Annotated in this window: 25 protein-coding genes; 11 read left to right on the forward strand and 14 right to left on the reverse strand. The window is 61.9% G+C overall.

Annotated elements, in window-relative coordinates; all coding sequences use genetic code 11:
* The first annotated feature begins 214 nt into the window (after positions 1–214).
* Positions 215–562: a hypothetical protein gene (locus H5P29_RS22230; RefSeq protein ID WP_154387322.1), complete on the forward strand. Its 348-nt coding sequence runs from the start codon at positions 215–217 to the stop codon at positions 560–562.
* Positions 562–852, forward strand: coding sequence for an usg protein (locus H5P29_RS22235; protein ID WP_154387323.1), 291 nt, complete (start codon positions 562–564; stop codon positions 850–852). The genes H5P29_RS22230 and H5P29_RS22235 overlap by 1 nt, the downstream gene beginning before the upstream one ends.
* On the opposite strand, the gene H5P29_RS22240 is transcribed toward H5P29_RS22235, so the two are convergent.
* A complete protein-coding gene (locus H5P29_RS22240; protein WP_154387324.1) occupies positions 846–1,097 on the reverse strand; it encodes a hypothetical protein in 252 nt (83 codons plus the stop codon). The two genes, H5P29_RS22235 and H5P29_RS22240, sit on opposite strands and share 7 nt — an antisense overlap.
* A gap of 244 nt (positions 1,098–1,341) precedes the next feature.
* Between H5P29_RS22240 and H5P29_RS22245 the strand changes: the two genes are divergently transcribed.
* The 3 genes from H5P29_RS22245 (at position 1,342) to H5P29_RS32975 (ending at position 2,730) form a co-directional block, all read left to right on the forward strand.
* Positions 1,342–1,809 (forward strand): Hsp20 family protein, encoded by a 468-nt coding sequence (locus H5P29_RS22245; RefSeq protein WP_067963583.1) that lies wholly within the window; start codon positions 1,342–1,344, stop codon positions 1,807–1,809.
* A 99-nt stretch (positions 1,810–1,908) separates the two neighbouring features.
* On the forward strand, positions 1,909–2,418 hold the full coding sequence (locus tag H5P29_RS22250; protein WP_154387325.1) for an Hsp20/alpha crystallin family protein: 510 nt from the start codon (positions 1,909–1,911) through the stop codon (positions 2,416–2,418).
* A gap of 138 nt (positions 2,419–2,556) precedes the next feature.
* Positions 2,557–2,730 carry a hypothetical protein gene (locus H5P29_RS32975; protein ID WP_371818580.1) on the forward strand — a complete coding sequence of 58 codons (174 nt, stop codon included), beginning with the start codon at positions 2,557–2,559 and terminating at the stop codon, positions 2,728–2,730.
* A 163-nt stretch (positions 2,731–2,893) separates the two neighbouring features.
* On the opposite strand, the gene H5P29_RS22260 is transcribed toward H5P29_RS32975, so the two are convergent.
* Entirely contained in the window at positions 2,894–3,430 is a 537-nt protein-coding gene (locus tag H5P29_RS22260; RefSeq protein WP_154387326.1) for a dihydrofolate reductase family protein, read from the reverse strand.
* Positions 3,431–3,798: 368 nt separating this feature from the next.
* A complete protein-coding gene (locus H5P29_RS22265) occupies positions 3,799–4,269 on the reverse strand; it encodes a metallophosphoesterase family protein (RefSeq protein WP_154387327.1) in 471 nt (156 codons plus the stop codon).
* Positions 4,270–4,578: 309 nt separating this feature from the next.
* On the opposite strand from H5P29_RS22265, the gene H5P29_RS22270 reads away from it, so the two are divergent.
* Positions 4,579–6,057 (forward strand): YdiU family protein, encoded by a 1,479-nt coding sequence (locus H5P29_RS22270; RefSeq protein WP_154387359.1) that lies wholly within the window; start codon positions 4,579–4,581, stop codon positions 6,055–6,057.
* A gap of 234 nt (positions 6,058–6,291) precedes the next feature.
* Here the strand turns inward: H5P29_RS22270 and H5P29_RS22275 are convergent, their stop codons facing one another.
* From H5P29_RS22275 to H5P29_RS22320, 10 genes are all read right to left on the reverse strand, one after another.
* Entirely contained in the window at positions 6,292–7,308 is a 1,017-nt protein-coding gene (locus tag H5P29_RS22275; protein ID WP_154387328.1) for a GlxA family transcriptional regulator, read from the reverse strand.
* Entirely contained in the window at positions 7,305–7,883 is a 579-nt protein-coding gene (locus tag H5P29_RS22280; RefSeq protein ID WP_154387329.1) for a cysteine hydrolase family protein, read from the reverse strand. The genes H5P29_RS22275 and H5P29_RS22280 overlap by 4 nt, the downstream gene beginning before the upstream one ends.
* A gap of 1,733 nt (positions 7,884–9,616) precedes the next feature.
* Positions 9,617–9,892 (reverse strand): DUF1488 domain-containing protein, encoded by a 276-nt coding sequence (locus H5P29_RS22285; RefSeq protein ID WP_067963609.1) that lies wholly within the window; start codon positions 9,890–9,892, stop codon positions 9,617–9,619.
* Complete coding sequence (locus H5P29_RS22290) at positions 9,889–10,200, reverse strand: hypothetical protein (protein ID WP_154387330.1); 312 nt, start codon at positions 10,198–10,200, stop codon at positions 9,889–9,891. Before H5P29_RS22290 ends, H5P29_RS22285 begins: the two co-directional genes overlap by 4 nt.
* The gene (locus H5P29_RS22295) at positions 10,197–10,439 is read right to left on the reverse strand and encodes a hypothetical protein (RefSeq protein ID WP_067963614.1); all 243 of its coding nucleotides are present in this window, start codon (positions 10,437–10,439) and stop codon (positions 10,197–10,199) included. The genes H5P29_RS22290 and H5P29_RS22295 overlap by 4 nt, the downstream gene beginning before the upstream one ends.
* 126 nt (positions 10,440–10,565) lie before the next feature.
* Positions 10,566–10,850, reverse strand: a complete 285-nt coding sequence (locus H5P29_RS22300) for a hypothetical protein (protein ID WP_067963617.1) — start codon at positions 10,848–10,850, stop codon at positions 10,566–10,568.
* Entirely contained in the window at positions 10,847–11,107 is a 261-nt protein-coding gene (locus tag H5P29_RS22305) for a hypothetical protein (RefSeq protein ID WP_185910164.1), read from the reverse strand. Before H5P29_RS22305 ends, H5P29_RS22300 begins: the two co-directional genes overlap by 4 nt.
* A 729-nt stretch (positions 11,108–11,836) precedes the next feature.
* On the reverse strand, positions 11,837–12,736 hold the full coding sequence (locus tag H5P29_RS22310; RefSeq protein WP_067963624.1) for a universal stress protein: 900 nt from the start codon (positions 12,734–12,736) through the stop codon (positions 11,837–11,839).
* Between the two features lie 208 nt (positions 12,737–12,944).
* Complete coding sequence (locus tag H5P29_RS22315) at positions 12,945–13,943, reverse strand: ABC transporter permease (RefSeq protein ID WP_154387360.1); 999 nt, start codon at positions 13,941–13,943, stop codon at positions 12,945–12,947.
* Positions 13,944–13,984: 41 nt separating this feature from the next.
* Positions 13,985–14,728, reverse strand: coding sequence for an ATP-binding cassette domain-containing protein (locus H5P29_RS22320; protein WP_154387332.1), 744 nt, complete (start codon positions 14,726–14,728; stop codon positions 13,985–13,987).
* A gap of 246 nt (positions 14,729–14,974) precedes the next feature.
* On the opposite strand from H5P29_RS22320, the gene H5P29_RS22325 reads away from it, so the two are divergent.
* The 3 genes from H5P29_RS22325 to H5P29_RS22335 all read left to right on the forward strand — a co-directional run bounded on the left by H5P29_RS22325 (position 14,975) and on the right by H5P29_RS22335 (position 17,914).
* The gene (locus tag H5P29_RS22325; protein WP_154387333.1) at positions 14,975–15,955 is read left to right on the forward strand and encodes an NAD(P)-dependent oxidoreductase; all 981 of its coding nucleotides are present in this window, start codon (positions 14,975–14,977) and stop codon (positions 15,953–15,955) included.
* Positions 15,956–16,002: 47 nt separating this feature from the next.
* The gene (locus tag H5P29_RS22330; RefSeq protein WP_154387334.1) at positions 16,003–16,989 is read left to right on the forward strand and encodes a substrate-binding domain-containing protein; all 987 of its coding nucleotides are present in this window, start codon (positions 16,003–16,005) and stop codon (positions 16,987–16,989) included.
* Between the two features lie 157 nt (positions 16,990–17,146).
* Entirely contained in the window at positions 17,147–17,914 is a 768-nt protein-coding gene (locus H5P29_RS22335) for a FadR/GntR family transcriptional regulator (RefSeq protein ID WP_154387335.1), read from the forward strand.
* A gap of 24 nt (positions 17,915–17,938) precedes the next feature.
* On the opposite strand, the gene H5P29_RS22340 is transcribed toward H5P29_RS22335, so the two are convergent.
* Positions 17,939–18,865: an NAD(P)-dependent oxidoreductase gene (locus H5P29_RS22340; protein ID WP_154387336.1), complete on the reverse strand. Its 927-nt coding sequence runs from the start codon at positions 18,863–18,865 to the stop codon at positions 17,939–17,941.
* 97 nt (positions 18,866–18,962) lie between these two features.
* On the opposite strand from H5P29_RS22340, the gene H5P29_RS22345 reads away from it, so the two are divergent.
* Positions 18,963–19,859, forward strand: a complete 897-nt coding sequence (locus H5P29_RS22345; RefSeq protein WP_154387337.1) for an NAD(P)-dependent oxidoreductase — start codon at positions 18,963–18,965, stop codon at positions 19,857–19,859.
* Between the two features lie 119 nt (positions 19,860–19,978).
* Positions 19,979–20,740 (forward strand): FadR/GntR family transcriptional regulator, encoded by a 762-nt coding sequence (locus H5P29_RS22350; protein ID WP_154387338.1) that lies wholly within the window; start codon positions 19,979–19,981, stop codon positions 20,738–20,740.
* The last annotated feature ends 119 nt before the right edge of the window (positions 20,741–20,859 follow it).

The raw sequence follows: 20,859 nt of genomic DNA on the forward strand, positions 1-20,859 counted from the left end.
GTTTTCGAGTTTCAAGAGGTGGCTGCAAAAATTCCAGCGCTCAGGTTTGCCGAGTGCTAGCGCGCTGAATTCATGCAGCTATCCGCCGCGAAGCCGTGAAAGCGGGGCTTGCAATTTCGTTCGAATTCTCCAAATTTTTCTGTCCGACGGTGGTTCGCCTGGGACCATCGTCGGATCGTCAACGCAAGGAGATTTTTGTAACGGAGGACCATCGATGGAACGAACTGTCCCGACGATTATCCCCTCGACCGCCCCTGAAATCACGGATCTGTCACTGGACCGTCTGCTTTTCCCGGCCCGGTTCTTCAGCCATCCCGACGACGTGATAACGGACGATCAACTCGGCATTGAGGAAAAGCGCGCCATTCTTGCCTCCTGGGCATCGGATGCATGCGCGGTCGAATCCATACCGGCCCTGCGCAAGCCACCAGGCATTGCGGCCCCGGTGACTTTCGATGCCGTCATGGATGCGCTTCGCCGGCTCGATGAAATCCGCGCCGACGTCGCTTGCAAATTCGACCAGAGCGGCAACCGCGAACGCCCGGAAAGATTGGACGCTTGATGGTGACCGAGAAGAAGCTTGTGGTCAGCAGGGAATTCCGGCTCCAGATGGAGGGTTACGGCCTCACGACCGCGGAGATCCATTATCACCTTCCTGATTACCCGCGGTTGTTGCAGCTTTATGTCTGGCAGGAATACGACCTCGCACCGGAATTCCCAACGCTGAGAGGTTTCCTGAGCTACTGGGAACAGGAACTTGAAGGTGCGCTGCATTCCGTGCGCGTTGCCCACCACCGCCTGATCAAACCTGCCGAGTGGCAGGCAGTGGATGGGGTATTTACGATTCAGTGAGCACCGGGGCCCGGTGCAGCCGGGCCCTCTGTCTCCTCATCGTCGGGTTCAATCAAGTCGATCAGTGCCGCAACCCGCGTTCCGGGCAGAGGGCGGCCTTGCCCCATCAACGCGTCGTCGCCGAACGCCCACCCCCACGCCTCCCTGAGTTCCGCGAGCGAAGCGCCGGACAGGATCACTTGTGCAATCATCGTATCGTCCACCGGCCCGAGGACCGAGACAACGTCTTCCCGCGTCATGGTCATCGCTAACTCCATCGATTTGCCAGCAGACTAGATGGGCATTGGACGGAGCGCTTTCCAGCGGCCCCAGCCTGTGAACCCACCACCACGCCGTCAAAATGTCGGCTCGATGGCTCGCCCCTTGACGTCGCTCAAATCGCTTCCCAACTCATATTCCGTCGGCCGCTGCAAAGGGTCGACACGGTCAGGGAGCGCCAGGCTTCTTGGCGCGCCCTCGTACCTATGTTGCTCCAAGGAGGATGTAGCTATGAGAACAAATATGGACTTCTCTCCCTTCTACAGGTCGAGCATCGGCTTTGACCGGATTTTCGACCTGCTCGAAAAATCCAGTTCCCCACAGGCCGACAATTGGCCGCCCTATGACATCGTCAAGCTCGGTGAAGACACCTATCGCATCGCGCTTGCGGTAGCTGGGTTCGCAGAAGACGAGCTTTCGATCACCCATGAGCCAAACCTGCTCGTCATCAACGGCTCGAAGACGGAAAATGGCGACGTTTTTTATCTCCACCATGGACTGGCGATGAGGACCTTTGACCGTCGTTTCGAACTCGCCGACCATGTCAGCGTCATGGGCGCCAAGCTCGAGAACGGCCTGCTGATCATCGACCTCAAGAAGGAAATTCCCGAGGAGATGAAGCCGCGACGGATCGCGATCAACGCCGGCGCTGACACGAAGTCAGCCTCGAAGCGGATCGAAGGCAACGTAGCGGCATGATCTTGACTGAACCGTCCAGTGCGACACCCCATCTGGGGTGGGGGTGTCGTTGCGACCAAACGAGAAAGGACAAACAAGAAAGACGAAAGGAAAAAGGCAATGAGTGTACGTGACCTGATCCCATGGAACCGTGGCAACAACCAGGCCCCGGCGATCAATCGCAGTGAGGACATGGATCCGTTCATGTCGCTGCATCGCAACGTCAACCGGCTGTTTGACGAGGTGTTCCGGGACTTTGACACACCGTCGGTTCTTGGCCGCATGACGCCTCGCAATGGCACCTGGCCAAGCGTCGAATTCTCGGAGAACGACAAGGAAATCCGGGTGGTCGCGGAAATGCCCGGGCTTGACGAGAACGATGTCGAGGTTCTGCTTGAAGACGGTGTTCTCACACTTCGCGGCGAGAAGAAATCGGAAACCGAAGACAAGGATCGTCAGTTCAGCGAACGCTATTACGGGCGTTTCGAGCGGCGCCTTGCTCTTGGCCGCGAAGTCGAGGAGGACAAGGTGGAGGCGGCATTCAAGAACGGCGTCCTCACCGTGACCCTGCCCAAGACGGAAAGGGCGCAGGCGAACGCCAAGCGCATCACAATCAATACCACCAAGTGACAGCTGACTGACCGGCCGGGTGCCCAAGCCCCCCGGCCGGCATCCTTCAGACGAGGAGGAGTCGATGGCGGAGCGGCTGACACCAAACAAGGAGACGAACCGCATCCGGTCGAATTGCGGGCGGGCAAAGCCTTTGCCATGGCCGAGGCCGTGGTGACGTTGCGCAGGCGCCTTGCCTGGGCCCATCATTTCGATCCCGAGCGCAGCCTGTCCGCGACCTTCCAGACGCTGCCCGGCGCCACTTTCGTCGTCAATGGCGCTGCCATGGCGCGCGACACAGCACTGGTCGGCGCTGCGGTCGAGACAAGATAGCAAAACGGCTGGTCGGCAACGGCAGGCTTCGAAGGCGCATTCTCCGACGTGACGCGGTCCTGTTCAGGCAAGGGCGTGCTGCGTTACGCCTGGTGAAGCGAAACGAGCCGCTGCGCGCGCCTGCCCGCCGGACCGCGCCGCTCGAGCCATGGCGGGGGCACAATCAGGCCGGCACATAACTCAGCCGGATGACGTCGCCGTCATAGCGCTCGGTTCCGGTCAGGCGCAGCGGCGGCCGGGGGCCGGCGAAAAAGGGCGTGCCGTGGCCGAGCACGAGCGGGTGCAGGTAGATCCTGTATTCGTCGATCAGGCCCCATTCGGTCAGGCAACGCGCCAGTTCAGGGCCGCCGACCTCCACCTCGCCCTCCAGCTCGACTTTTAGCCGGCGGATTTCGGCCTCGGTCTCCGTGCCGAGCAGCCTTGCGTTGGGCCCGACCGTCTGCAACGTCCTGGAGACCACCCATTTCGGGTTCTTGCGCCACGCCGCCGCAAAGGCGCGCCTGTCCGCATCCCAGCCGGGCTGGTCCTCGTCCCAGTAGCGCATCGTCTCATAGAGGCGGCGGCCATAAAGGCTGCCGGCGAGCTTCTCCGTCTGCTCGACAAAGCGGCGATAGAGTCTTGGGCCCGGGGCGAAGGGGAAACGATCGTGATCGACAAAGCCATCCAGGGACTGGTTCATGCCAAAGAAGAAGAACGCCATGCAAAGGCTCCCTGAAACGGGCCATTCGACCTCGCTGCATCCTGCCGCGTGACCGCGGCAGGCGCAACGTCAACCCTCGCAACTTTGGTAGCCATCTCCGGCACGGCCGAGATGGACAGCACGGTCTACGCCAGTCTTGAATGATCGCGTTCGGCCAATCGCGCTCGGCGGCCGAACCCTTGGCAAATCCATGGCGCTTGGTCATCTCGCAGAAGCCTGCGGGAGCGATCCGTGCGGGGACTTGGGAGGTTTTGCTTTCCAGCGCGAAACGACAGCAAGCGGGCCGGTTGCCGAAGGGTCGTTGTCCTTTGAGTTGGCCCAAAACCAGTCAGTCTGCAATCGCCCCCTGGCCAGCCATGCAGTCGGCTTCAATGAAGATCTGAGGCAATCTCGCAGATCCTGGGCACCAATCGCCCGTGGATGATCTGGACCATTGCCAAGGTGATGGGCAGCCTGAACCTGCGCGGGCCTGCACTGCCCGGGTTGAGATAAATGGCGTCATCGCGGCTCTCGATACTGGCACGATGAGAATGGCCAGAAATCACGAGATCGATGCCCATCATGGCTGGAGCAAACGTCATATCCTTTCGGTCGTGGATGACGAATATCTTCTGCCCGAACAGCGTCACTTGAAGGGTATCCGCAAACGGAGACGCCCACGGCTCGACATCGACATTGCCGCGAATTGCCGAGACTGGCGCAATACGTTCCAATCTCTCGATGATGGTGGGGTTTCCAATGTCGCCCGCATGGACGATGTGGTCGACGCCTTGAAGAAGCGCAACGGCGTCCTCGCGCAGAAGGCCGTGCGTATCCGAGATCACACCGAGCGTGTTCATGGAGCCCAGAACTATCAGTCCTGGCTGACACTGGCGAGATGCCGACTTCGGCGTCGCTGGTCTGCGCCACCCGGAACGAGGACGACGTCAAGAGCACCCATCAGACCCTCGGCCGCCCGCTTCCTTCCAGATATGGAATGGGGCTACGGCGACAACTGACAGCAGCTTCCTGGTGACAGCAGCTTCCCGGCTGGACGCCAACATCGGAAACTGCGATTGGGTTGCGACTTAACAGCCCCTCTCGAATTGCTGGCCCGCGCCTCGCGGCATCCCTATCTAGCCGGTAACCTGAACAAGCCCCGAATTGTCATGCGCAGCCCCCGGTTCCAACACACTTATGCCGCCGACCTCCCCGAGCGGCTTTACGCCAGTCCGGATCCATCCCAGGTTTCGACACCGCGTCTGCTCGAACTGAATGAAACACTGGCGACGGAGCTGGGCCTCGACATCGGCTGGTTGCGTGGTCCCCAAGGTATCGACATGCTGGCCGGAAACCGCTTCCCCGCTGACGCGCGTCCCATCGCCCAGGCCTATGCGGGTCACCAGTTCGGCAACTTCGTGCCGCAGCTTGGCGACGGTCGTGCCGTCCTCGTCGGAGAGTTGCTCGATACAACAGGCCAGTTGCGCGACGTTCAATTGAAGGGCTCCGGTCCGACCCGGTTTTCCCGCAATGGCGATGGGCGCGCAGCGCTCGGACCGATGATGCGCGAATACATCGTCAGCGAGGCGATGCACGCCCTCGGCATCCCGACCACGCGAACCCTGTCGCTGGTTGCCACTGGCGAGCACGTCTTTCGCGAGACCAGGCTTCCCGGAGCGCTGATAGCGCGCGTTGCCGCCAGCCACATCCGCGTCGGCACGTTCCAGTACCTTGCCGTACGTGAAGACAGCGACGGCCTGAGGGCGTTGGCAGACTACGCCATAACGCGGCACTATCGGCATCTCGCCGAAGCCCCCCGTCGCTACCTCGGGTTCCTCAATGCCGTGGTAGCAAGGCAGGCGAAGCTGGTGGCGCAGTGGATGCTGGTCGGCTTCATCCATGGCGTCCTCAATACCGACAACGTCGCAATTTCCGGCGAGACGATCGATTATGGTCCATGTGCGTTCATGGACGCCTATCATCCGGCGACCGTGTTCAGTTCCATCGACCATCAAGGCCGCTACGCCTTTGCCAACCAGCCCCGCATCACCGTCTGGAACCTGGCGCGACTGGCCGAAGCGCTGCTGCCCATTCTGGGAAGCGAAGCAGGCGGAGACGATGAAGGCTTCGAGCAGGCGAAAGCGGCGATCGGATCGTTCCAGGCACGCTACGAGGCTGCGTTTCATGAAGGCATGCGCCACAAGATCGGGCTGTTAACCGAACAGCCTGAGGACCTTGGTCTTGCTGCCGAACTGCTTGCGCTGATGGCGCGCAACGGGGCGGATTTCACCCTCACATTTCGCGATCTCGCCGATGAGGTCGACGGCTCCGGCCGCGTGCGCAACCACTTCATCGACCCTGCTGCCTTCGATAGCTGGGCTTTGCGCTGGCGTGAACGGCTGGCTCGCGAGCCGGAGACTGCAGCCGACCGCACGGCGCGCATGCGCGGGGTGAACCCGAAATACATAGCACGCAATCACCGCGTCGAAGCCGCCATCGCCGCCGCCACCAATGAAGGCGACTTTGGCCCTTTCCAGAGCTTGCTCACCGTGCTGGCGCGCCCGTTCGACGAGCAGCCCGGGATGGAGGACTATGCGCGGCCACCAAAAGACGAAGAACGCGTCCTGCAGACATTCTGCGGTACGTAACAGCTACAGGTGCCGAATGGTGGGTTGCTGTCTGACCCATGCATGGGTCGGCGAGAATGGGGTGGGGGAGGAATGGCAGCTGTCCCCCCCAATCTGTCGGGCAACAGCCGGTCGATCGGGCTGCGGCCGGAAATCTTGCAGAGCTTCTGAGCCCCGCGAGACAAAGGCACGGGTGCATGGCTGGGCGCTTCGACATCTGCCGATCCCAGCCTGGCGCCGATCTGCCCAGGCGTTTCAGCTCGTGGGCAGCTGCTGCGGCTGGCCTGCCCCGCCGCGGCGAAAGGCGCTTGGCGGGGTGGCGTTGAAGCGGCCCCAGGCGCGGCGCAACTGCCGGCTCGAGCTGTAGCCGACGCGCTCCGCCACCCGCTCGATGTCGAGCCGCGTCTCGCTCAGAAGCTGCTGGGCGAGAGCCACGCGCAGCCGGTTGAGATAATCCGGAATGCTCATGCCGGCCTGGTCGTTGAACAGGCGGCTGAGGTGGCGGGGGCTTGATATGGCGATGTCGGCCAGGGTCGAAAGCGACCAGTCCCGCGCCGGATCGGCAGACATCGCGTCCTGCACCCGGTGGATGGCGGTGTGGATGTGGTTTCGGCCTTCGAGCCAGGGCGACAGCTGCGGATCGCTGCCGAGGCGCCTGATATAGACGACCAGCGACTTGGCCACCGCCGCGGAGACGGCAGGATTGGTCAGCCGGCCGATGATGTGCAGCATCAGGTCGATGCCGGCGGTGATGCCAGCGCTGGTGTAGCGTTCGCCATCCTCGACATAGAGCTTGTTCTCCTGCACCCGCGCCAAAGGTGCCAGGCGGGCAAGACGGTCGCAATCGCTGAAATGGGTGGTGCATCTGACCCCGTCGAGCAGCCCGGCCCTGCCGGCCAGAAGCGCGCCCGAGCAGATCGACACCAAGAGCATGCCGGGCCTTATGCTGCGCCTCAGCCAGCGGACCAGCTCGTCCGAATCCTGACCGGCCGCCTCGACCGGCTGGCCCGTATCCATCGGCTCGTCAGTGTCGCCCGACACCACGATCATGGCGTCCGGCTCGATGGTCTCGGGCAGCGGCGAGATGCCTGAAATGCGCAAGCCTATCGAGCTCGTCACCTCGGGCAAGGCGCCGACATAGGCGACGTCGAACCTGACGTCCTTTTGCAGCAGATTGGCATAACGCAGTGCCTCCATCGGCCCGGCGACATCGAGCAGAAGCGTCCGCGCCGGCATCACCACATAGGTCGGAATCCGGCGCGGCTCGATCATGCTGCGGCTGCCCTGCCCTCGTCGGCCAGGGATTCGTAGGCCAGCGCCTCGGATATGGTGCAGACGCGGGCGAAACGTCCATCGAGCACGGCCGCCGTGCGGGCCTTGATCTCTTGCGCCGTCCAGGTCTTTCCGCTCGCGTCGGTCAGTGGCATGGTGTGGGTCGCCTCGGTGACATAGTCGACCTGCCAGCCGAGATCCGAGCCATGGCGGGTGGTGGTCTCGCAGCACTGTTCGCTGCGGATGCCCGAGACGACGAGGCGGCGGATGCCGTTCTCGATCAGGAACACTTCAAGCGGCGAGCCGACGAAGGCGGAATGCCGGAACTTGTGGAATTCGAGGTCAGGCCTGTCGAGCCTGAGTTCGGCCAGCGGCCTGACGAAACCGGAAGCGGGCGAAAAAATGCCTTCAGGCTCGGCATGGAACACCCGCACGATCTTCCAGCCCTTCTTCACCGCGCCGTCGATCAGCGCCTGCTGGTTCCTGAGATAGGTCGGGCTGTCGACCTCGTGCCAGCTGGCGCGCTGCCGGAAACTTTCCTGGGCATCGATGACAAGCAGGGCGGTATCGGTCATTTCTGGACACTCCGTGGACCATGATGTGCTTGATCCTAGCCCTCGTGTCCAGCCGCGCCAGCCATGCAGCGGACAAGGATCGGACAAAAAAGGACAACCGCCTGCCGCCGGGTCCGGCCGCTGGGGCCGCTGCCCGGCAGCGGTGATGCGCCGGCGCCGCCGCGGCGGCGGGCGCAGAGGGCGGCAGCCGGTGGCGTCCAAGACCTGCCCGCATGCAGGGCCGTGCCGCTCTCACCCCGCCCCGACGCCGGGATTGCGGCGCAAGATGCCGCACCGCCGCGCCATTCGCCGACGCCGCCGATCGGCTCGAACAGCCGGCAGAGCTTGGCACGGACCTCTGTTCAATCCACCTCTGAAAAGCGCCGAGCTACCCTTTTGCGAGCGCTGTCTCACATGCAATCGCAACCTCGGAGAGCGGTTTGTCGGACCCAAGTGGAGTGGCCCAGCCGGCGCGTTCAATGACCCCACGGCGGTTGAAGCCTCGGCTGGTCTCCAGCTCCGACAAGACTTGGGTGGAAAGCGGGTCGGATCTTGAGCGTTCCAGGCAATACGGCGTCAGCACAGACGCCACAGCCATTTGCGATGAGGCCTCGGCCATCAAGAGGGCCGTGCTTTGGGTAACCCATCCGCCAACGGTGAAGCCGATGGTTGCTGTAGCCAGAGCGCCGATGGCGGCGCCGTAAAGCACCGCTATCGAGAGCATAGGTGATCTCATGGTTTTTCCGATCAACGGAAATGCAGGCATGGCGCCCGCAATGGGTCAGTCATACTTTAACACAAAACAAGCCAGAAACCCATCACGATAGTATATTGCGTCTAGGTTTCGCCATATCTCCTGCTATGGCGAGCGCGCCTTCCAATGTCTCGGAGTAGCGCGCAGTGTTCTCGAGGCCGCCAAAACTGTTTAACCGGATTGTCGTCCCTCTCTTGCTCATGACTATACCAAGCGGTCGAAGGTACTCTTGAAGCTCACGATATTTCACGTCGATCTCCCTCATTGAGGATGTGCACATGCTGTTCGTTGGAATCTCGGTTCCGATATCGCGGACCATTGCCTGGGAGCGTCGACTGAAACTTGCCGGCCATGGAAATATTGAGCAAGTCGCTGGCGTCTCGAGAGCGGACGTAGCGAGCGGTCCGAGCCATGCCCGATCCGCGTCATCGTCCACTTCCTTCTGGCCAGATTCAACGGACAGAGCGCTCAACGTCGCTGGTCGTCGGGCACGATGGGCACAATAGCCTAGACCAGCTGATGTCGCGTGTGCGTTTCTCTTGCCCTGCGCCTGATGCCGCTCGTGTCGTTTTCGCTCCGTCGCTGGGTTTCGGTTCTTGGTCCTCTCACGGCGGCGCCCTCATCGTCCGATTTTTCGATATCCATCACCTTTGCGGCATCATCAGAATTGACGCTGGGCCCAGCCTTCGATGTTTCACTTGCGGTGGCGTATGCGAGCCTCATGCCTGATGTATCGAGAGGGAACATTCGCCTGGCCGCTCCAAAGACCTCGAGCATAGCGAACGGACGAGCTGCCTTCTTGCATGTGTTCAGCAGAGTGCGGCTCGCGGCTCGCGCGTCTTGTGGGAAGCTGTTGATGACGAAACTCCAGACCAGATTTTGAGTTGCTCATATTGGCTGCATCGACTTTTCGGGTTGCGACCCAATCGGCAGCCAACGGCGTGAACGCCTGGGACAGGATCGTGCGCAGGCACGATCGGTCCCCGGGGCATTGGCTGTCTCACCGGAAATCGACGGCAGTCAGCGTGTAGTAGGTGCGGCGACCATGGGAATAGGCTTCGCGCGCGACATCGTAGATTGACTTGCGCGCTACGTCGAACGCGGTCAGGCATTCTGACTCGGACAGCTGTGTCCCGCTTGCACAGGCCCCTGCTCTCGCCAATGCGCCGGCTTCGACGAAGAAGCGCACTTCGAACATGCCGTCGTGACCGATGAAGCGGACGGCATTTTTTGCTTGGTCGAAGCTGCGGCTCGGATTGAGAAATGCAAGCGTCACGTGTTGCCTCCTGTTGCGCTCAGCCCAAACGCTTCCGGCCCGCTCCGTCCCCTGTGGCGGCCTGTATTGCGAAGATTGAGAAAAATCATCCCGCTCGTCGCACGAGACCGGGTCAGCCCCGTCATCGCCTGGCCGTCGATATTGACCGGGATGCCCGTGAAGACATGATAGACGGTCCAGGAGCGATCCGCTTCGATGCGGCGGCCAACTTGATGTTCGATGGAGTAAGGCGCCCCGCCTTCATTGTCCCAGATGTCGATCGCGGCGGCATCGCGTCTGGGTTGGCTTTCGGTGCTGCGGTCCGTCATGGTCGTGACCTTCCTTCAGAGAGTGCGTCGGCATCTACGTCCCCGGAATAGAGAACCCTGCCATCCGCGTCGGTAATCGTGATGCCGTCCGGCCGCTGCGGCAGGTCGAGGGTTTGCGACAGGCGCAGTGCAAGCTCTATCGCCCCCTCGACGTCGGCGACTTCATCTGTCTCGCGGCCCACGACCGCATGGGCATCGTCCTTGCCGCGGGTGCGATAGAATTCGATCACGATCTTCATCTGCCGCCCGCGGTCACCTTTCTGGCGAGCTTTATCTGGCTGCCGAACGTGACTTCACGCATCGGAGGTGTTTTCACCTGGGCCTGCTTGGGCTTTCGAATCTCGCGACTGCTGCGCTTTTGTCCCTTAGCCATGGCCGAATGCCCTTTCGATGAGACTTGCGTCGTCCTGCCCCAGTGGCGCGCCGAGCAGTTCGATATTGTCTTCGGACGTCACGCGCTCATGAAGTTCTCGTTCGTTGCGGATGCGGTACTGAGGCGAGTCTTCTCTCGCGGGCAACGTGCCCGTAATGCGGTATGCCTGCGTGCCGAAGCTTCGCTTCAACCGTACGGTCTGCCCTATCGAAAAACGATGGATCGTCGGGTCGCGCCGGGCAGGATGCTTGCCTCGCATGAGGAAGGTCGCAGTCATGATTGCCGGTCCCTTTCCAGTGCGGCTTCGAGGTCTGCCGGATTGATCGGCACCATCTGTTGTTTAGGCCCCGGCGTGTCGATCGCCGGCAGATGGAAGAATGTCTTGGTTCGCGGCCAGGCCACTCGGGAGACGCTTTCGATCAGTTCTTCGTCTCGATCGACACGGTAGGCTCCCGCCGGTTGCTGTCCGGCGATGCCCGCGAATGAAAATGCGGATGCGAAGTGGACGACGGTTTCTATGGTTCGGCTGGTCACGGCTGCGTTCTCCGCAGGATTGCGCGGGATACGTCCCGCAACGCTCTGACGCCACATTCACGGTCAACGTCAGAGATCACTCCAAGCTCCGAACCAGGCAAGATAAGCCCCGGATCGGTGCCCTGCATTCGCTTTCGAGAATTCGGCGGTGATGGCGGGTCGAAGGTCTTTGACACCGCGAAAGGCCAAGTCGGCAAAATCTACGAGTTTTATATATACGCCATTCCAGAGATTTTTTCAAGGAAAAATCTGAAATCTCCCGAAATAATATAAATACTCACCCACCTTAATTTAATCATCAATTTCATATTATGATCTTATAATTTGGAAAACAGTCTCACGAAATCAAAAACAATCATATTTATTCTTGCAATACATAAGATTATTCAGTTTAGAGATTCTATTATTCGAGTTCCTCAGGCGCTATATATGTGGCGTGGTTGCCCTATGCGCCGACCGCAGAAAGAGTGTCCATGACATTCCATCGCGACCGTTCAAGGCGACAGCGGCAAAAGCTGTGCTGGAAAGGAGCAGGCAAGCGCTCACAACATTCCGGAAAAGGGTGTTTGTTCGCACCTCGTTTCCTCTGGCGTTTGGGTGCCGGAGAAATATTGAAGGTCTGAAAAACCTCTAAACTCCGCTTGAGCTGGATTCATGTGCCATGGGAAGGACGATCGCCCGCTTTCCGATGATGCCCAGTCCGCGGTGGCCACGACCCCGCCCGGCGCTCTAATGCTTCATCATCATCGGCAGCGTGCTATGCGACAACAGGTAGTGGGTGACGCGACCGAGCAGCAGCTCCAGGAAATATCCATGCTTGAAGGCGCCGATCAGCAGGCAGGTGGCCTTCGCGGTTTTCGCGAAATCGAGGATCGTTTCGCCGACGGAGCAGTTGCCTGAGCTGGTCGTGACAACGTCGCCGTCCAGCTCGAGCTGCTTGAGCAGTTCCCGCGCCGTGAACTGATTACGTCCGTCGGTTTTGTCGTTGATGCATAGAACGGTGATGTGATCGGCTGCCGCCAGCCAGCGTCTCGCTGCGACGACGGCGCGCTGGGCATGATCGTGCTGCTTCCAGCCAACCACGATGTGACCCATCAGATCACCGGCATATTGGCCGGGCGGCGGCGCCAGGACGAGCTTGTGTTCGTTGAACAGAAGGTCGTGAAACGCATCGCGGGCATCTATGTTGCCATGGCAGGGGGCGACGGCGAGTGCCGTCTCATGGCATTCGCTCGTCACGCAGCGATTAAGGTCGCCGCGGCAATCATCAAGACGAAGACGGTCTCGACCCGGCTTGCCTCGCTTCCAGTCTTCGAATGCGGAAGTGACCCGCTCCAACCGCTGCGCCGGCGAGCCTTCGTCGAGGTCACGCAGCATCTGCAGGTCGATCTCCTCGGCGGCCGCGATCATCCTTTCAGGATCGGCGCCGACATGGGCGGCGGCCATGGTGCCGCCGACGGCACACGCTGCGTCTTCGGCGATATCCAGGCAAAGCCGCGTGGTTGCCGGATCGGCTAACAAGGCGAGAACGTCGGCATGGACGGTCAGCTCGTGGACAGGGTCTTTGAGAATGACGCCAGCCTCCGCCGCCGGCGGTTTTTGTGGGTTGTCGTTCGAGGGCGCTTCCATGCCGGACCTCCTTCCACAATGCTCCCGCATCGCTTCTGGTCCATCGGGTGTAAGTTTACTCCGGCGTCTCCCCGCTCGCAACGCCGCTGGCATGCCGGTTGGCGGCTGCGTTGGTCGGCTTTCCGCTCGCGTCAAGCCGGTTGCGCGCACAGGCAACGGGACGGAATTTTTCGGTTCGGCCGTCGAGGATCGCCGCCCCGCAGAACCACTATTCGCTCAGTCGGAAATTGCGGATCCTGTCGAACAGCACGGCAAGCACGATGGCGCTGCCGATGAATGTGCCTTGCCAGAAGGCGTTGATGCCGAGCAGGCCAAGGCTGTTGCGGATCACCTCGATCAGCGCCGCACCGATGATCGCGCCGAAGGCAGTGCCGACCCCGCCGGCCAGGTTGGCGCCGCCGATGACGGCGGCCGCAATCACCTGAAGTTCCATGCCTGCGCCGATATTGGTGGTGACGGCACCGAGCCAGCCGGTCTGGATGATGCCGGCGATGCCGGCCGACAGCGCCGAGATCATGTAGACGGCGACCTTGATCTTGCGCACCGGAACGCCGGTCAGCGTCGCTGCGTGCTCATTGCCGCCGATGGCAAAGACGTAGCGGCCAAATCGCGTCCAGCGCAGCACAAAACCGGTGAGCAGCGCCAGGACGATCATGTAGAGCACCGGATTGGCGATGCCGAAGAACCAGGCGCCGCCGCCCAGCGCCAGCAGCTTGTCGTGGTCGGGGCCAAACTGGAAGACGACGGTGTTGTTGGATGCGACCATGGCCAGGCTGCGTGCGATCGACAGCATGCCGAGCGTGACCACGAATGGCGGAAAGTCGAGATAGGCGATCAAGATGCCGTTGAACGCCCCGATCACCAGCGCGGTGCCGATGGCCGCCGCAATGCCGACCTCGATGCCGTATCCGGCATGCATGACCACCGCCAGCACCATGCTGCACAGGCACAGCACCGAACCGACCGACAGATCGATGCCGCCGGTGATGATGACCAGCGTCATGCCGAGCGCGATGATCGCGACGAAGGTGACGTTGCGGGTGATGTTGTAGAGGTTTTTCGTCGTCGCGAATGAATCGGTGGCGAAGGACAGGAAGATGCAGGCCAGAATGACGGCAATGAGGACCCAGAAGGTCTGGCTGCCGAGAACCTGCGCCATCCAGCTCTGCTGTTTCTGTGAAATGGTCTGGTCAAGGGTAACAGCCATCATCGACCTTCGTTTCGTCACTGCGCGACCGGCAGGGTTGATCATACCTGTTCGATGGCACCGGTAATAAGCCCCGTCACTTCCTCCGGCGAACTCAAGGCAATCGGCTTGTCGGCAACCTTGTGGCCACGCCGCATGACGATGACCCGATCTGCCACCGTAAAGACATCAGGCATGCGGTGGCTGATCAGCACGACGGCAATGCCGCGATCGCGCAGCTGGCGGATCAGGTTGAGGACTTCCGCCACCTGACGGACCGAGATCGCCGCGGTCGGCTCGTCCATCAACACGATCTTGGCCTCGGAAAGCATGGTGCGGGCGATGGCCACCGCCTGCCGCTGCCCACCCGACATCTGCCGGACGAGGTCGCGCGGCCGCGTCTCGGACTTCAGGTCCCTGAAGATCTCGCCGGCCCGCTTGTACATCGCCTTGTAGTCGAGGACGCGCAACGGTCCAAAGCCCCGGCGCAGCTCGCGGCCAAGGAAGACGTTCGCCGCCGCCGTCAGATTGTTGCACAGCGCGAGGTCCTGGTGGACGATCTCGATGCCATGCTGCCGCGCTTCCACCGGGCGATGCATGACCAGCTCGGCCCCCTCCAGCCGCATCGTGCCATGGCTCGGCCGAAAGTTGCCGGCGATCATCTTGACCAGGGTCGACTTGCCGGCGCCGTTGTCGCCCATCAGGCCGACGACCTGTCCCGCCTCGAGCGAGAACGACACGTCGCTGACCGCCTGGATGGCGCCGAAATGCTTGGAAATGTTGGCGAGTTCGAGAACTGCCACCAGCCTCTAGCCTCCCGAAACATGCAAGCCTCGCAGCCGTCCCGCACGCGTCACGCTCGGGCACTGCGCATTCACGTTCCCCGATCTCCTCCCGGGAAACGCGAAGACCCGCATTTATGCAAAACGCCTCGACAGCGTCAATCAATTGTCGGGTGGGTTCGGCACAAATGTCTCAAAAATCTGTTTTGTCGGACAAATAGCATTGACGACGACGGCGCCAGGATATTAGCTGGGCATCGGAGGAAGAGCATGCTGATCCTTGTTACCGGTGCAACGGGCAAGGTCGGGCGGCACTTCATCGCTGGGCTGCTTGACGATCCGCGATTTTCCGAGACCCGCATCCGCGCGCTTTGTCACAACCGCTCCGTCGATGAAGGCGACCGCATCGAGATCGCCCGAGGCTCGATCGCCGACCGCGACGTCGTTGCCAACGCGCTTGTCGGCGTCACCCACGTCGTGCACCTCGCCACATGCAAGGAAACGCCAGCTGACGTGATGGACGTCGCCATCAAGGGCCTGTTCTGGCTGCTCGAGGCGTTTCGGCTCAGTCCAACCGCCCGACAGTTCATCCTCATCGGCGGCGACGCGGCGATCGGTCATTTCCACTACCGCAACGATGCGCCCCTCACCGAGGCGGCACGCTATCAGGCCTATCCCGGCAGCTATGCGCTGTCGAAGGTGCTCGAAGAGGTCATGCTGGAGCAGTTCGGCATCCAGTATGGCCTTAACTGGTGCTGCCTGCGCGCGCCGTGGATCATGGAGAAGGACGACTTCCGATACACGCTGTCTTTCGGTGACGACGTCTTTGGCGGCCCGGACTGGAAGACACTGGTGCCGGAGGCAGACGCCAGGCGTCATGCCAGGGCGGGCACCGTGCCGCTGCTGCGGGATGCCGACGGGCAGCCGCTGAAACGCAACTTCGTCCATGTCGACGACCTGGTGTCGGCGATCCTTGCGGCGATCGACAATCCGCGCGCCAGGCAGCAACTCTTCAACATCTGCATGGATCGTCCGGTCGATTATGGCGAGGTCGCCCGCCACCTCGCCCGCACCCGTCACCTCGCCTCGATCGACATAGCGAGCCAGTACCACTCGAACTGGATGGACAATGCCAAGGCCAGGTCCCTGCTTGGCTGGCAACCCCGATACGACCTCGAAATGCTCATCGACTCAGCCTGGCGGTACGAGCGTTCGGACAACGATCCTCGCACCGTCTGGTATCCGGGTTGATTTCGTCGCGGGCACGCCGTGCCCGTTTGTTCAAATGGGAGGAAACAATGAGGAAGGCATTATTGCTCGCTACCGCTGTCCTGGCACTCAGCGCTGGCAACGCGCTCGCCAAGAAGCAGCTCGTCATCGTCGTCAAAGGCCTCGACAACCCGTTCTTCGAAGCCATCAACCAGGGTTGCCAGAAGTGGAACAAGGAAAACGCCAGCTCGGAATATGAATGCTTCTACACCGGGCCGGCATCGACGTCGGATGAGGCTGGCGAAGCGCAGATCGTCCAGGACATGCTGGGCAAGGCCGACACCGCCGCCATCGCCATTTCGCCTTCGAACGCCAAGCTGATCGCCCAGACCATCAAGACCGCCAACCCGACTGTTCCGGTCATGACGCTGGACGCGGATCTCGCCGCCGAGGACGCGGCACTGCGCAAGACCTATCTCGGCACCGACAACTACCTGATGGGCGCGCGCATCGGCGAATACATCAAGAAAGCCAAGCCCAGTGGCGGCAAGATCTGCACCATCGAGGGCAATCCGGGCGCCGACAACATCCTGCGCCGCGCCCAGGGCATGCGCGACACGCTGACCGGCCAGAAGGGCCTGACTGAACTCAAGGGTGAAGGCGGCTGGACCGAGGTTGCCGGCTGCCCTGTCTTCACCAATGACGATGGCGCCAAGGGCGTCCAGGCGATGACCGACATCCTCGCGGCCAATCCCGACCTCGATGCCTTCGGCATCATGGGCGGCTGGCCTTTGTTCGGCGCCCCGCAGCCCTATCGCGACCTGTTCAAGCCGATGGCCGACAAGATCGCCAAGAACGAGTTCGTCATCGGCGCTGCCGACACGATCGGCGACGAAGTGGCGATTGCCAGGGAGGGCCTCGTCACTGCGCTGGTCGGCCAGCGGCCGTTCGAAATGGGCTACAAGGCACCGAGTGTCATGATCGACCTGATCGAAGGCAAGACGGTCGATGATCCGGTCTTCACCGGCCTCGACGAGTGCACCAAGGACACGGTCGATACCTGTATCCAGAAATAGGTGCAGGCCAGAAGTAGGTGCAGTTCGGAGCGCCCGGCTCGCCGGCGCTCCGACAAGCCTGCGCGGTTGATGTCGCGCGCGGATGGTTCCGCCGCCCGAGCCGGCTTTTGCTGCACCAATCAGAACGGAATTGATCCAGCAGAGATCAACTCGGTCGATGGCAGACGGAACGTCCAAAAGGCCTGAGGAAACGGTCGCCGACCGCCCGCCGGCAATGCGTCGCCCCAATGCCGCGCGCATGAGCGGCTCGAGCGTGCACGCCTGGCTCGCCAGCGAGATCGGCCTCAGGATCGTGCGCGGCGACTATCCGCCGGGCACCATCCTGCCGAACGAGGCGAAGTGGTCCGAAACCTTCGATGTCAGCCGCTCGGCCGTGCGCGAGGCGATCAAGATGCTGATGGCAAAGAGCCTTTTGGCATCGCGTCCCAAGGTCGGCAGCTGGGTCGAACCGAAGGATCGCTGGAACCTGCTCGATCGTGATGTGCTGAGCTGGTATGCAGCCTCGCCTGATCGCGAAGCCTTCCTGCGCACTGTGCAGGAGTTCCGCCACATCATCGAGCCGGAGGCCGCCGCCTTCGCCGCGGAACGCCACAGCGAGGCGCAGATGGGCGAGATCAGCCGGAGCTGCCGCGACATGGGCCAGGCGACGTCGCTGCAGGAACGCACCCAGGCAGACACGCGCTTCCACCTTGCCATATTGCGTGCATCCGGCAACGACCTTCTGGTGCCGCTGGGCGTGCTGATCGAATCCGCGCTCCACCATCTCTTCACCTTCGTGACGCAGGAGATCAGGGACGAACGCGCCCAGAGCCTGCATGAGGCGATCGAGACGAACATCCGGCTGCGGCGTCCCCGGGCGGCGCGCAACGCGGTGCACAGGCTGCTGGCCGACACCGACGACGTGATCGCCCGCTGGGGGCGGTAGACGCCTGTCCCGACCCGGCTTGGCTCAGCTGTTTTCCGGCGGCGCCAGGTCGACGCCGTTGATCTGCCCGATATGTGTCGCCAGCATCGGCACGTAGCGTTCGCCCCCACCGGCGGCGACGGCGCCGGCAAACGCGTTCTTGGCGGCATTTCCCAGCGGGTTCACCATGCCGACGGAATCGGCCATCGATTCGAGATAGGTCAGGTCCTTGACCGCATTGGCCAGCGAAAATTTGTGGGCGTCGCGATCGCCTTCAAGGGTCCAGCGCATGAAGGTCTGATAGAAACCGCAATCCATGCGGCCGTTGCGGATGACGCTGTCGAAGCGGGCGGGCGAGATGCCAACCTTGCCGGCCAGGGCGAGCGCCTCGGAATAAAGTGCTGCATAGCCGAGCGACAGGAAATTATTCAACAGCTTCATCCGGTGGCCGTCGCCGGTTTGGCCGACATGGACGACACGCCCGGCCCAGGTGTCGAACACCGGTTTCAGCCGGGCAAACATCGCGTCGGAAGCGCCGACCATCGTGTCCAGCGTGCCCTCCCACGCCTCCTTCGGGGTGCGGCTCAACGGCGCGTCGACCAAGGTGACGTCGACGGCGGCAAGCTCGGCCGCCAGCGCCATCGTCGACACCGGGTCGGACGTCGAACAATCGACAACCACCGAGCCCGGCTTCAGCGCCTGCTTCAGCCCGCCTGCGCCGCGAACGACGTCTTCGACCTGCCGCGAACCGGTGACGCAGATAAAAATGACGCTCGAGCGGGCGGCCACCTCCGCAGCAGTGGGGACCTCGACGGCGCCGCGGGCGATCATGTCTTCCGCCGGGCCGCGGTTCCTTCGGCCGAGAAAGGTCAGCGGATAGCCCTTGTCGACGATGTTCCTGGCAATGCCATGCCCCATCAGGCCAAGGCCGATGAAACCGATCTGCTCGGTCGATCTGGTGCTGTTTGCCATCTTCCATGCCCTCCGGTCGCAGGTTGAATTCGGCGCAGTCGTCACCGATGATATTGTCTGACAATATCCAATGATCTGGCAGAATGTGGAGGACAAAATGTCGAAGCGGATCATCTTTACCGGCGGCAGCGGCAAGGCCGGCCGCCACGTCGTCCAGTACCTTGTCGACCAGGGGCACCAGCTTCTCAATCTCGACGCCAGGCCGCTCGACAATCCAAAGGTCCGGACGCTGATCACCGACATCACCGACAGCGGCCAGCTCTTCAACGCGCTGACCAGCTACATGGGGCTGCACGAATTCGACCCGTCGCTGCGGCCGCAGCCCGTCGACGCCGTCGTGCATTTCGCCGCCATTCCTCGGATCATGCTCACACCTGACAACGAGCTGTTCCGCATCAACGCGCTCGGCACCTACAACGTCATCGAGGCGGCGGTGAAACTCGGCATCCGCAAGATCGTCATCGCCTCGAGCGAGACGACCTATGGTCTTGTCTTCGCCAATGAGCCGCGAAACCCGCACTATTTTCCGCTCGATGAGGACTATGACGTCGATCCGATGGACAGCTATGCCCTCTCCAAGGTCGTCAATGAAAAGACGGCACGGGCCTTTGCACTGCGCAGCGGCTTCGACATCTATGCCTTGCGGATCGGCAACGTCATCGAGCCGCACGAATACGAGCTGTTTCCGAAGTGGTTTGCCGATCCGGGTTTCCGCAAGCGCATCGCCTGGAGCTACATCGACGCGCGTGACCTGGGTCAGATCACCGACCTCGCGGTCAAGACCGACGGCCTGGGCTATCAGGTCTTCAACGCGGCCAATGACGACACCTCGTCCGACCTGCCGACACAAGAGCTGCTCGAGCGGTTCTATCCCGGCGTGCCGTTGAAGCATGAACTCGGCGAATTCGAAACGCTGCTGTCCAATCGCAAGGCCAAGGAGGTCCTGGGTTTCCGCAGCCAGCACAGCTGGCGAAAATACGTCTCGCAAAACTGATTGGCCGGCGCCGGGAAGCGACGCTTGACACTTGGGATGGCGCACCACTCTGTTGCGAAGGCGGCCCGAAATTCCAGCATCGGCCAGACGACAACAGGAAGACGACAACAGGAAGACCAATGGCCTCGAAGCCGACAGACGCACTCATCGCCGACAAGCCGCTGGCGAGCCGCCGAACCGACGCCACGCGTATTTCGGGCGCCAGCGTACATACCTCCCTTGCCAGCGAGATCGGCCTCAGGATCGTTCGCGGCGACTATCCCCCCGGAACGATCCTGCCCAACGAGGCCAAGTGGACCGAAATCTTCGATGTCAGTCGTTCCGCGGTGCGCGAAGCGATCAAGATGCTGATGGCCAAGAGCCTGCTGGCCTCCCGCCCCAAGATCGGCAGCTGGGTGGAGCCCAAGGAGCATTGGAACCTGCTCGACCGCGACGTCCTGAGCTGGTACGCCGCCTCGCCCGACCGCGAAGGCTTTCTCAGGACGGTGCAGGAGTTCCGCCACATCATCGAGCCGGAAGCGACGGCACTGGCCGCCGAGCGCCGGACCGAAGCGCAGATGGCTGACATAAGCCAGGCCCTTCACGACATGGGCAATGCCGCTTCGCTGCAGCACCGGACACAGGCCGACACACGCTTTCACGTGGCAATCCTGCGCGCCTCGGGCAACGACCTTCTGGTGCCGCTCGGTGTCCTGATCGAATCTGCCTTGAACCACCTGTTCGTTCACGTGACCCGCGAGGACAGCAGCCTGCTGCGCGCGCAGAAACTGCACGAGAACATCGAGAAGTGCATTCGGCTGCAGAAGCCGAATGCCGCGCGCAACGCGGTCCGCAAGCTTCTGGCGAATACCGATGAGATCATCGCTCGACGAGCAAGATAGGGGCTGCAGTCACCTCGCTCTTTGGCGCCAAGATCCGCCATTGCCTGTTCCGGACCTTCGACCCGGCCGAACGCATCGACACCGGACTGCATGATCTCTGGTATCCAAAGAACGCCGGC

The organism is Aminobacter sp. MDW-2, assembly GCF_014250155.1.
Lineage (GTDB): Bacteria > Pseudomonadota > Alphaproteobacteria > Rhizobiales > Rhizobiaceae > Aminobacter > Aminobacter ciceronei.